This is a genomic window from Paenibacillus urinalis (genome assembly GCF_028747985.1).
Lineage (GTDB): Bacteria > Bacillota > Bacilli > Paenibacillales > Paenibacillaceae > Paenibacillus > Paenibacillus urinalis.
In genome coordinates this window covers 575,675-588,171 of record NZ_CP118108.1, presented here as the reverse complement: position 1 = coordinate 588,171, position 12,497 = coordinate 575,675, and the positions used below count along the sequence as shown (strand labels likewise).

Sequence of the window (12,497 nt, the reverse complement as noted above, 5' to 3'; positions counted from 1 at the left end):
AGGCAGATCGTTCTACCCTCATGCCCGTCCACTTCAACTAACTGTGACCTACGCTGTTTTTCTATGTAAAGCGAAACTTCCTACTAATTTCTGCGTTTTAAATGTGGCTAAGTGCGAGTTCACTTGTCCGCAAGCCTATCAATTCAGACATCCAAGAAGGAGACGTAAACAGATGAAACACAAATGGAAGCAAGCCGCTCTGATCGGTTGTGCCGTTCTTGGCATAACAGCAACTCTTAACTTATCGGGACAAGCTGCTGCAGCGGTGAATACGAGCCCGGATCTCAACACCCTCTTGAAGGACAGCGTAGCGTTGTCGATCGGGAGCCCGAACAGCCTGTCTTTTGGAGAGGCAAAATTCATTGATAAAGAAAATTCCGAAATAACCCCTTATATTAAAAATCAGCGCACATTGACGCCGCTTCGCTTCATCAGCGAGAATCTCGGAGCTACAGTAACCTGGAATCAGGCAGCTTCGACTGTAACGATCAAGGATGGCCCAAATACGATGAAAATTACGCTGGGCAGCAGCACCGTATGGGTTAACGGCAAGAAATCCTTACTTGATGCACCAGCCGAAATTAAGCAGGGCCGTGTCTTCGTGCCGCTCCGTTATATTAGCGAAACCTTGGGACTAACCGTATTTTATGAGCGTGGTCTTATTGTCATTGGTGATAAATCGGTTCTTACACCGAAGCAGGATGCTCAAACAGTTGATTATATTCAGTATGTACTTGCCCCGGATCAGAAAATGATGCTTACCGAGCATGTTACTGAGGCTGTAAGCCACCCCGACAAGCCGGTCATCTATACGATTGACGACAGCAAATCTCGAATCCGTGCATATGATCTTGTGAATCAAAAACAGGCGGCTGTCTCCCCTGCCTTTAAGGAAACACCAAGAAAGATGACCTACGCAAACGGTGAATTATACGTCATCTTCACTTACACAGAATACAATAATACGGAGACCGAAGCTGGGGTGATACGGGTGCTTGACCCCGACACGCTGAGTGTTAAGGATTCGTGGGAAATTGATATTACTCCTTACAACATCGTTGCTGACGACAGCGGAAAAGTCTATGTAAATTCTGGTTCCGACAGACAGTACGTGTTCAAGAGCTATGATCGTTATACTCACCAGGAGCTTTCCTCTATACGAAATTATTACAATAAAACCAACATCGTCATGCACCCGGATCAAACTAGAATCTACGGTGTTAATCAAGGGGTAAGTCCAAGAGACATGGAAGTATTTCATGTAAATGAAGGGATATTCACCTCAAGATATGACTCACCTTACCACGGTGATCATGACATGGGTACTGTCATTGCAGTGACTGGCGATGGACGCTATATTATTAACAGCTCAGGCGCTGTATTTACTTCGACCAAAAGCAAGAGCAGTGATATGTATTATGTTGGGACTATTCCTGCTTTTGATGCCATTGCAACCAGTCCTGACCATGAAGATCAGTTCTTTGTCGTCAAAGGTAATCTGGTCTATCAAATCGACGCGGATACGATGCTGCCCCTGAATACCTTCCGTACAGAAGGCACCGCTGTCCAATTAATGATGTCCAAGGACAAGCTTATTGCCATTACCAAGATCAAAACATCAGGCAGCAACATTACCAAATCAGCGGTAGAAATGTTGAAGCCTCTGTAACCAAGCTATAGTTGCTATATCACTTAAATGAACTTCTCAATTGTTTAAAACATCAAGAAGAGCCTTCCCTTGCGGGTTAAGGCTCTTCTTCGGTATGTCCACCACTACAAAATAAGAAGCCACAGGTACAAGCCCAGCAGCGTAATAAACAAGGTTGGAATCGTAATGATGATGCCTGTTTTAAAATAAGTCCCCCAAGAGATCTTGATTCCCTTGGCAGACAGTACATGCAGCCAGAGCAGGGTCGCAAGCGAGCCGATCGGCGTTATTTTCGGTCCAAGATCAGAACCGATCACGTTCGCATAGATCAGCGCTTCCTTCACCGCTTGAGTCGTCTCTGCGGCATCAATCGCGAGAGCGCCAATCATTACGGTCGGCAGATTATTCATAATGGATGAGAGGATGGCCGCGATGAAGCCCATCCCCATCGTTGCAGCGAACAAACCTTGATCAGCTACAGCACCGATGGCATCCGCCAAAATGTCCGTAAGCCCTGCATTCCGCAGTCCATACACCACGACATACATCCCCACCGAGAAGAACACGATGCTCCACGGTGCACCTCGGACGACCTCCTTGGTCTGAATCGCCGGACTTCTTCTCGCGAGCACGAGGAACAGAATTGCAATGATTCCTGCTACCACCGATACCGGAACACCGACAAACTCACACACAAAATATCCGATGAGCAGCAGTCCCAGTACATACCATGAAATACGGAACAGCTTCGGATCCTTGATCGCTTCAGATGGTGCCTTCAGCTCTGAGTCGTCAAACCGCTTAGGGAAGCTCTTGCGGAAGAACAGATACAATACGAGGATGCTGGCACCGAGAGAGAACAGACTCGGGACGATCATTCGACTCGCATATTCGCCAAAGCTGATGCCGAAGAAGTCGGCAGAGACGATGTTAACCAGGTTGCTCACAATGAGCGGCAGTGAAGTCGTATCCGCGATAAACCCGCTTGCAATAATATAAGGGAACACCTTCTTCTCATCAAATCGGAGCGCACGGACCATCGCCAATACAATCGGAGTCAGAATCAAGGCTGCTCCATCGTTAGCGAAGAAAGCCGATACCAGTGCGCCGAGAACACTGATATACACGAACATCCGGATTCCATTTCCTCTGGCCGCCTTGGCCATATGGAGGGCTGCCCATTCAAAGAACCCGATTTGATCCAGAATCAGGGAGATCAGAATGATGCCAATGAAGGCCAGCGTCGCATTCCAGACAATCTGGGTGACATCATAGACATCTCCGAAGCTCACGACCCCGGCCAGCAGTGCAATAACCGCCCCGCCGCATGCGGACCAGCCGATCGACAGGTTACGGGGCTGCCATATGACAAGTACTAAAGTAATTACAAAGATAATGCAGGCTAATATTGCTGTAGCCACAAATGACATCCCCCATGCTCACAAACTTTATTTTTATAATTTGCTAATCCATTTCAATATAACGAACCTCATTATATAAGTATTGGCTGATGTTCACAATCATTTTTGGAATGCCATAATCAGACGAAGAAAAGCACCCCTTATCGGAGTGCTCTTTGGATTGCTCTTTGGAGTGCTCTTCCCTAGTCTCAGGAAAAAAATCAATTACTGCACGCTCGTATATCTTGCATACGCTTCGGTCCGGATCTGAACCAATCGCTCCAGTCCCATATCATTCAGCTGCTTGAGGTATCCATCCCATTCCTCATCAATGGTGCCTTCCGTAATCCATTTGGCACGATTGGTACGGACGTATCCATCAATATCCGTGGTCAGTGTCGGCAGCTCCTGGAACTCCTCACTGCTGTACATGACATTCGGGAAGGGTGTCGTCACATAGTCAGCGCCCAGCTTATCAATGACCAGCTTCAGACCGTCTCCGACCGTTTCATCCAGAATAATGTTCTGTTCAAAGCTCGGACTGACATATTTTGGTCCAAAATCTCGCAGTGACTGCTCCCAATACCATGCATCTGCGCTCGTACCCTCTGGTGGACTCATCAGTGCATACGTATCATCGTCCTTCTTCTCAATGACAGTACCGATCGCTCCCCAGAAATTTTGAATGCTCGCTTCATTTGTATAGAACTGATCTGCCCAGCGGGCGACGACCTCAGGGTATTTGCTGGAAGTCGTGATCAGCAGCTCATTGCGTCTGAAGCTGAGTCCTACAGGGTCCCCTGCCTGATAACGCTGTCCGTCAGGTCCGGCAAGGGTTGGAATTGCCTCATATTCATCCTTCCATTTTCCGAACACCGCATCCGGTATCCACTGGTTCGTGAATCCGATGAGCGCGGCATCCGGGTTCTGATGCTTCGCTGTAGACATCGTATTATCCTGTGTGAACAATTCAGGATCAATCAAGCCTTCTGCATACAGCTGATGCGCCCATTTAATCGCTTCTTTATATTGCTCGGTTACTGGATAGAAGACCGGCTTGCCATCTTGAATCATCATGCTGCTGGCATTAATATCCGTAATACCAAACGGACTCAGCAGATCACTGCTGATATCACCCGAGCCGCTGATCGGGATTTCATCCTGCTTGCCGTTACCGTTCGGGTCCTGCTCCTTGAAGGCTTTGAGCACCTGATACAGCTCATCTGTCGTTTCTGGAACTTCGAGCCCCAGACGATCCAGCCATACCTTGTTAATAATCGGCTGATTCATGGACTTCGGTCTCGAAGGCAGTCTTGCCGGCAGGGAGTAGATTTGCCCATCCGGAAAGGTACTGATCTTCTTCAGCTCCGGGGTCTCCTCCATAGCAGCCTTCAAATTCGGCATATACTGATCAATATACTCATCCAGCGGACGGAAATAAGCCAGGTTGTTCACAATATCCGAATCCGAGAATACCGCATCACCCAGGATCACATCCGGGAGCGTGCCGCTCGCCAGCATGATCGATTTTTGCTCACCCCAGTCATTGGAGGACATGACCTGCCAGTTGATCTTGACATTGGTCTGCTGCTCCAAGTCCTTAAGCCACTGGTTTTGCGTAAATGTATCCCCCATATTGCCCCACCGTACCGTCAGCACATCCAGCGTGATCGGTTCATTAACGATAGGCAGCCCCTCTTGATTAAAGACAGCTTCATCTACTGCCTGCGGCTCCTCTGCTGTTTCATTGCTGCAGCCGATCAGCCCCAGGAGCAGTGTTGACGCCAGGACAACCGAAGTCAGCAGCTTCAATCGATAGGCTCTATTCCTATACTTCATCCCCATATTCATCGATCCCCTCTTATAAGATCCAGACCCTATATCAGCGCATTACAGACTACATGACGGCTATTGCTTCACGGCGCCAATCATCACCCCCTGATTGAAATACTTCTGTACGAATGGGTAAATACACATGATCGGCACCGTTGCGACAATAATGACCGCATAGCGCATCAGATTGGCAAGACGCAGTGCAACGGCCGCCGCCTCTCCGGTTCCCATACTGGACTGCATCTGATTGGTAATCAGGATATTGCGCAAAATGAGCTGCAGCGGATACAGATTCGGGTCCTTCAAATAGATAAGTGCATTAAAATACGAGTTCCAATGGCCCACCGCCGTCCATAAGGCAATCACAGAGATCACAGCTTTGGACAGGGGAATAACGATCTGCAGGTAGTATCTCAAATTGCCGCAGCCATCGAGCTGTGCCGCTTCCCACAAATCTTCAGGGATGCTGTGCTGAAAAAAAGTCCGGGCGACAATAATGTTATACACGGCAACCGAGAACGGAAGCACCATCACGAGAAAAGTATCATACATATGGAAGTCCCTGATCGTAAGGAAAGTAGGAATGAGCCCTCCATTAAAAAACATCGTGAAGATAAAAAAGAGCGAGATGGCTCTGCGGCCAAATAAATCCTTGCGGGATAACGCATAGGCTGCGGATATATTCACCACAAGGCTGATGACCGTACCAATGACCGTATACAGAATCGTGTTCCGATATCCAATCCATATATTCTCATGCTTTAGCAGCTCTTGATAGCCTGCCAGTGTGAACCCTTTGGGGAACAGCCACACCTGACCGTTCGCCACAGCTGCCGGATCACTGAACGAGGCGATGATAATAAAATATATCGGATACATGAGCACAATGAGCAGCATGACAGCAAACACATACATAGCAATCTCCAGCACTCTATCCGAGGAACGATTGTTAACAGGCCGGGCCGCTTGCCGGGGCGCATCCACATGGTCCACTCTTTATTCCTCCTCTCCTGTAAGCTCCTACCACAGGCTGTTTTTGCTGTATTTCTTGGATATCTCATTCACCATGATGAGCAGGATGAAATTAATGATTGTATTCGCGAGGTTAATGGCGGACGAGAAGCTGTACTGGCTGCTGAGCATCCCTATCTTATAGACATAAGTGGAGATAACCTCACTTGAGGAGATGTTCAGGTTGTTCTGCATTAGGTAGACCTTCTCGAAACCGACACCAAGCAGACTCCCCACTCTCAGAATCAGTAGTGTGACAGCTGTCGGCATGAGCATCGGCAGGTCGATGTACCATATTTTTTGCCACCGGCTTGCTCCGTCCATCGTGGCCGCTTCGTACAGACTCGGGCTCACAGCAGACAACGCCGCAATGAAGATAATGCTGTCCCAGCCGGTATGCTGCCACACATCGGACCATACATATACACTGCTGAACAACCCCGGTGATCCCATCAGATTAGGGGCCTCCGCACCAAACAAACGGTAAATGTGGCCGATCAGCCCTGTGCTTGGCGATAAGAGGATCAGTAGTAATCCCACCATAACGACGGTCGAGATGAAATGCGGCATATAGGTTACGGTCTGAAAAAAACGCTTGAACCGGTTCTCCCTCATCTGGTTGATCATCAGTGCGAGCATGATGGGAATCGGAAACGTGGCCAGACTGTACAAGCTGAGGATCAGCGTGTTCTTGATCGTCGTATCAAATTGATAGGAATTGAAAAACTTCTCGAAGTACTTGAGACCTGCCCAGGGACTGCCGCCGATGCCAAGGGCCGGACTGTAGTCTTTGAAGGCAATGACGATGCCATACATCGGAATGTAAGCAAATAGCAGCAGCAGTATTACAGCAGGCAGCAGCAGCAAATAGAGACCCCAATTCCGCTTGATCTGCTGCAGTGCAGGTGCTCTTTTCCGATGACTCTGTTTTACACTTAAATCCGCTGTTCTCACATCCGCTCCCCTTTCCTATCAGGTGCTAATCGAAGCGCTTTCAATCTTAACTTCTCTGTCCTGACTTGAGTATACTTCGCGTGAAGGGTACGTACTGGACTTGTAACCGAGAGGATTCGGACTTTTCATCCGTTCCGCTTCCCTACTATGTCCTGACAAGGCTCGTGCAGTATAGGAGATTACGGACTTCTTCATGCACAATCCAGACTTTGTGCAAAAATGACCTGACAGCCATGTTCTTTTGACAGGAGAGGAATTATAATATCAATACCATATAATAAAACGCTTACATTATAAGCGTCAGGAAAGGAAGCTTGACGATGGATAGGGTAATCAAGCATACGCAGCGCAGGTCACATCCCATCCGGCATTATGTCAAAATTACGCTTCTAATCACCATCTCCACTCTTCTGCTTGATCTCGCCATCAGCATGGCCTCGATCTCGATCGTTAAACAGCAGTCCACACGTTACCTCCAGGATACGGCCGATCTCTACCTGACAAGAATCAATCATGACTTTGATTATATCAATCATTATATGGGCTGGACGCTGGCCAACGACGACAACATTGCTGCATTAGTACCCAAGCGACAGAGCAGTGACTACGACGACTTCCTCGAAGCCAATGATAATCTGCGTAAACGCTACACAGAGCTGCAGAAGAACTACGGACCCGAGTACAATTTCTTCTATTATTCCAGCGATGAGAAGCTCCTCCGCAATTATGCGCCCATGAGCATCACTTATCCCGAGTACCAGGAGCTTGGACAGCAATTGGTCAGCTATACGAGCGATCCCAATGTCTATGACAAGTTCTATTCCAACTGGACGCCCATTCTCATCCAGGATAAGTACTATATCATCAATATCGTGCCTTATCATGAGCAATATCTGATGTGCCTTATTTCTGCAGATGATCTCATCGCGCCTCTAAGACAGATTAATTTAGGAAAGAACGGCTTCTCTACTCTGGTTGATCAGGACGGCAGAATCTTGTCCAGTCCTGCAGCAGATATGGAACAGAGTCAAGAATCCGGGTTCAGCTTTCCATTCATCTCGGGTTCACGGACGACCGTAAGCAAGGCATTCACCGATTCTACCATTAACGTGAAAATGTTCATTGAGTTCGGCGCATTCGAGAAAATGATGGTCGCCCAGCTCCTGATCCTGCTCCTGTTCGTTATTGTGGCGTCCTCTCTGATCGTTGTCGTTCTGTATTTCAAGGGCAGAGTGCTGAAGCCAATCCAGCAATTCTCCAAGAATCTCTCGAAGATGGCAGAGTCCAGCGAGCCGCTGGAATTCACCAGCAGCCCCATCATTGAGCTGTCAGAAGCAGGATTACAGTACAGAAATCTCATCGAGCAAATGAAACAGATCAAGATCGATATGTATGAACAGGAGCTGTCCAAGCAGCAGGTGCAGCTTGAATATATGAAAATGCAGATCAGACCGCACTTTTTTCTCAACTGCCTCACCAACATCTACAGTATGGCCCAAATGCAAATGCACAAGGAGATCGAATATATGGCCCTCTCCACCTCCTCGTACTTCCGGTATATTTTCCAGAATAACGATCACTTTGTACGGCTTGGAGACGAGATTGAGCATGTCACAACTTATCTTGAAATCCAAAAGCACCGGTATCGGAATGCCTTCACCTACGAAATTAAGGGGAGCGACGGCGTCCAGGAGATGTTGCTGCCTCCACTCGTGCTTCAGACCTTCATAGAGAATGCGGTGAAATATGCCGTATCGAGAGATAACAAGCTGCAGATTCAGCTGCAATTGAAACAGGAGATGGATAGCAGCGGCCGTATCCTGAAGATTGTAATTGAAGATTCAGGACCCGGATTTCCCGCAGAAATTCTGGAGCAGCTTCAGGCTGGTCAGCCGCTTGAGATGATTCAAGGACACAGAATTGGAATTATGAACACGCTGAAGCGGCTGGAGTCGCTGTACGAGGGAGAAGCCCGGGTGGATTTTTCAAATCAGATCTATGGTGGTGCCTGTATTCAGCTGTTTCTGCCACAGCCTCTGCAAGCCTAACCTGAAGGAAGGAAGGTGCACACATGAATGTATTGCTAGTGGATGATGATTATTTTGTCGTTGCTGCACTAGAGCAGAAGATCGACTGGAGCGCTCTATCCATTGATCAGGTCTACACCGCCTACAATATAGCCCAAGCCAGAGAGATCTTGTTGCAGCAGGATATTGAGATTATGGTATGCGATATCGAGATGCCGCAAGGCAGCGGGCTTGAGCTTCTAGCCTGGATTCGGGAGGAGAACTATGCAGTCCAAACGATCTTCCTAACAAACTATGCCGACTTCAATTACGCGCAGAAGGCGATCGAGCTGCAAAGCTTTGACTATTTTCTGAAGCCGATTGCCTTTGACAAGCTCACGCTGATCCTGTCCAAAGCGATCTACAAGGTGCGGGAACAACGAAGGAATGAATCGGCTATTAGGGAGGGGCAGCTCTGGCAGAAAAACCAGCGCAAGATGGTGGAGCATTTCTGGAGACAGCTCAGCACCGAGAAGAAAAATGCCCCAAGCTCAGCAGCACTGGCTGAGGCGATCAAAGAGCAGAGTCTGCCATATCAGTTGTCCGACCCGTTCCTGCCTCTGCTGATATCCATCTATGCTTACGACCAGAGCCTTGTCATAGAAGACAAGGACTTGTTCAACTATGCGCTTCATAACGTAATCACGGAGCTGTTTCATCACCCCTCCTTCACCGTAGAAGCTATGATTGAGGTCAAAGATAATCACTATTTTGTCATCCTGAGATGGTCTTCAGATGAAGAAGCCGCTCTTATCGAAACGGCGTGTGCCTCCTTTATTCAAAAAGCAAACCGTTTCCTGAAATCCGATGCCTCGTGCTGCATCGGCGTAACCGCCCCCTTGCCAGAGCTGTACCAAGGAATACAGAATCTACTTCGCATGAATGAGGACATCATCAAGCACCGCAATCAAATGCTATATCTGGAGCAGTACCCTCAGGCAGAGGGAGTAAAGGCAGCCGTTTATACAGCGCCGGATTTGACACGGCTTGAAGAATGGCTGCATAAGGATGATCCGGTGTCGTTCTTGAATGAGGCGAAGCGCTGCCTGTATGACCTGATTGCGAACGGGCAAGGTCAAATCTTGAATTCTTCCGTACTTCGCCTGTTCCGATTAGACATGATTCAGCTCGTCTATTCCTATCTAAAGAGCAGAGAAATCCAGGCCCATAAGCTGTACACCGGAAAAACCCATGATCAGTTATACGCTGCGTCTCTCTATTCGGTAGAGGATATGGAGAAGTATATCGAGTACCTGGTTACAACGGCAGCAGAATACCGCCGTTATGCAGCACAGCAGGACTCCGTCGTCGAGGAGATCAAGCAGCATATTCATAAGCACTGCGGTGATGAGCTGACAAGGAACAGTTTGGGGGAAATGGTGTATCTGAACCCTGATTATTTGGCACGCATCTTCAAGAAGGAGACCGGCATATCGCTCGGCGCTTACATTATTCAGACCCGGATCAGAAGTGCACGTCAGCTGCTGGAGAGCACATCATTATCCGTCTATTCCATCGCCGGGAAGGTCGGCTACGCTAATTATCCCTATTTCTCCAAGCTGTTCAAGCAGGATGTCGGCTGCACTCCAAGCGAATATCGCAAGCTGAGGCAGGAAGCAGCCACCAGCATGTAGCCAGCAGGATTCTCAGACTCAGTTTTCGTAGACCGCAATTTTCGTAGACCGCAAAAGCCCGCAGTTCCCTATCGGATCGCGGGCTTGAGCTCTAGATATCAATGTCATATTCCATTCTCTTCATCCACATGGTCTCATAGATTACTATAAAATAGTTCTTCTATACCAGATATCAATTGACGATGATAATCGTTATCAAATATAATAAGCGAAGATAAACCCGATAGGCAATTGTACAACTGACTATGCGGAAAGAAGGAACGTAAATAATGAGCGAACAGCTTGAATTATATGATGTGACGATCATCGGCGGGGGCCCTGCCGGTATGTATACTGCTTTTTACAGCGGAATGAGAGATTTGAAGACGAAGCTGATTGAGGCTCGGGAAGAGCTGGGCGGCCGAATTCTGATCTACCCTGAGAAGATGATCTGGGATGTGGGCGGTTTAACCCCTACTCTCGGTAAAGACCTGATTAAGCAACTGTCTCAGCAGGCGATGACCTTTGATCCGACGATTGTACTCGGACAGCATATTACCGGGCTTGAGCGTCAATCGGACGGCACGATTATTCTGACATCAGCAACAGGCGAGCAGCACTGGACCAAGACCGTTGTCATGGCCATAGGCTATGGTATTCTCGAAATGGCGAAGCTCGAAATTGAAGGTGCAGACCGTTATGAAGTAAGCAATCTGCATTATACGGTACAGGAGCTGGAAGTATTCCGCGGCAAGCGTGTGCTTATCTCCGGCGGCGGTGATTCTGCCGTGGATTGGGCGAATGCGCTGGAGCCGATCGCAGAGAGTCTGATCGTCGTTCATCGGCGGGATCAGTTCGGCGGTCATGAGCGCAATGTGGTGAAGATGAAGGAATCCTCCTGTGTGGTGCGCACGCCTTATGCTATTGATTCACTGCACAGTGCGAACGGAACGGATATTAACGAAGTGAGCATCCGCCATGTGGAATCAGGTGAACAGGAACGGATCGAAGTCGATGCCGTCATCGTTAATCATGGGATGCGCTACAATTTTGGCCCGATTCGAGAATGGGGCATTGAAATGGGAGATTGGACATGTAAGGTTGGAAGCAGCATGAACACAAGCATTCCAGGTGTATTTGCTGCAGGTGATTTTGTTGATTTTGAAGGCAAGGTGCGTCTCATCGCAGGTACATTCACTGATGCCGTAAGTGCACTAAATGGAGCGAAGCTGTACATAGAGCCTGAAGCTGATAAATACGCCTACGTCTCCTCCCATAACGCGAAGTTCAAAGAGAAAAACAAGCAGCTTGGTGTTGTGGAGCAAAACGAACACTAAGATAAGACCGGTCCTTCTTGTGAAGTATAGTGTAACCTTCGTAAGGGACATTTAATAAAAATGGGCAACTCGTTGAAGCTGCTGTCTGTACTTTACAGGCGGCAGCTTTTTCGAATTTCAAGCCTATCTGTGAAGTCATGTTAAGTGTAAGGTTTGACTTGCAAGTACTATTTACATACCATATCCTTTTATGGAAACTAATGATGATGTTTTCCTATTAAACAAAATAAACTCGTTGTGAGGGGATATGGAATGAAGAGGTGTTTTTTAGCAATATCGTCCCTTTTTATACTGGTAGTCTTTATGATGGCCTGCGGAAATAATAGTAATTCTAGTGCATCGATTCTAATATATAGCGGGCAAGAATATATAGGACAAAATGTGATTTCATCAGATCAATATCCGGATAAAGATTTATTAGGAACAATCAGTACAAAGACTGATTCTAATCAAATACCTCAAGAGGATTTTTCATCAAATGAACTTACAGTTGGTACAAAAATCTATTCTCTTGAAGATGGTATTTTGGGGGCAGAAGTTGAAGAGAACAAATTAAAGCTGTTTAACTTAAAGAAGTGATTATCCGCAATAGTGGACTTGTACCCTCTAATTATCGCCCATACCGGGTGGACATA

General features: G+C 47.6%; 9 protein-coding genes. 5 read left to right on the top strand and 4 right to left on the bottom strand.

Translation table 11 applies throughout. From position 1 onward, the window contains the following. The first annotated feature begins 172 nt into the window (after positions 1-172). Positions 173-1,669: a copper amine oxidase N-terminal domain-containing protein gene (locus PUW25_RS02715; protein WP_274338005.1), complete on the top strand. Its 1,497-nt coding sequence runs from the start codon at positions 173-175 to the stop codon at positions 1,667-1,669. 104 nt (positions 1,670-1,773) lie between these two features. Here the strand turns inward: PUW25_RS02715 and PUW25_RS02710 are convergent, their stop codons facing one another. From PUW25_RS02710 to PUW25_RS02695, 4 genes are all read right to left on the bottom strand, one after another. Further along, positions 1,774-3,078 (bottom strand): arsenic transporter, encoded by a 1,305-nt coding sequence (locus PUW25_RS02710; protein ID WP_274338004.1) that lies wholly within the window; start codon positions 3,076-3,078, stop codon positions 1,774-1,776. Positions 3,079-3,273: 195 nt separating this feature from the next. Next, entirely contained in the window at positions 3,274-4,893 is a 1,620-nt protein-coding gene (locus PUW25_RS02705) for an extracellular solute-binding protein (protein ID WP_274338003.1), read from the bottom strand. Between the two features lie 63 nt (positions 4,894-4,956). After that, positions 4,957-5,796, bottom strand: a complete 840-nt coding sequence (locus PUW25_RS02700) for a carbohydrate ABC transporter permease (RefSeq protein WP_090725898.1) — start codon at positions 5,794-5,796, stop codon at positions 4,957-4,959. A 105-nt stretch (positions 5,797-5,901) separates the two neighbouring features. After that, positions 5,902-6,756 carry an ABC transporter permease gene (locus tag PUW25_RS02695; RefSeq protein WP_090725900.1) on the bottom strand — a complete coding sequence of 285 codons (855 nt, stop codon included), beginning with the start codon at positions 6,754-6,756 and terminating at the stop codon, positions 5,902-5,904. 410 nt (positions 6,757-7,166) lie between these two features. Between PUW25_RS02695 and PUW25_RS02690 the strand changes: the two genes are divergently transcribed. The 4 genes from PUW25_RS02690 (at position 7,167) to PUW25_RS02675 (ending at position 12,441) form a co-directional block, all read left to right on the top strand. Continuing rightward, positions 7,167-8,894, top strand: a complete 1,728-nt coding sequence (locus PUW25_RS02690) for a cache domain-containing sensor histidine kinase (protein WP_274338001.1) — start codon at positions 7,167-7,169, stop codon at positions 8,892-8,894. A 23-nt stretch (positions 8,895-8,917) separates the two neighbouring features. Next, positions 8,918-10,546 (top strand): response regulator transcription factor, encoded by a 1,629-nt coding sequence (locus PUW25_RS02685; protein WP_274338000.1) that lies wholly within the window; start codon positions 8,918-8,920, stop codon positions 10,544-10,546. A 269-nt stretch (positions 10,547-10,815) separates the two neighbouring features. Continuing rightward, positions 10,816-11,862 carry an NAD(P)/FAD-dependent oxidoreductase gene (locus tag PUW25_RS02680; protein WP_274337999.1) on the top strand — a complete coding sequence of 349 codons (1,047 nt, stop codon included), beginning with the start codon at positions 10,816-10,818 and terminating at the stop codon, positions 11,860-11,862. Positions 11,863-12,114: 252 nt separating this feature from the next. Next, complete coding sequence (locus PUW25_RS02675; RefSeq protein WP_047911540.1) at positions 12,115-12,441, top strand: hypothetical protein; 327 nt, start codon at positions 12,115-12,117, stop codon at positions 12,439-12,441. The last annotated feature ends 56 nt before the right edge of the window (positions 12,442-12,497 follow it).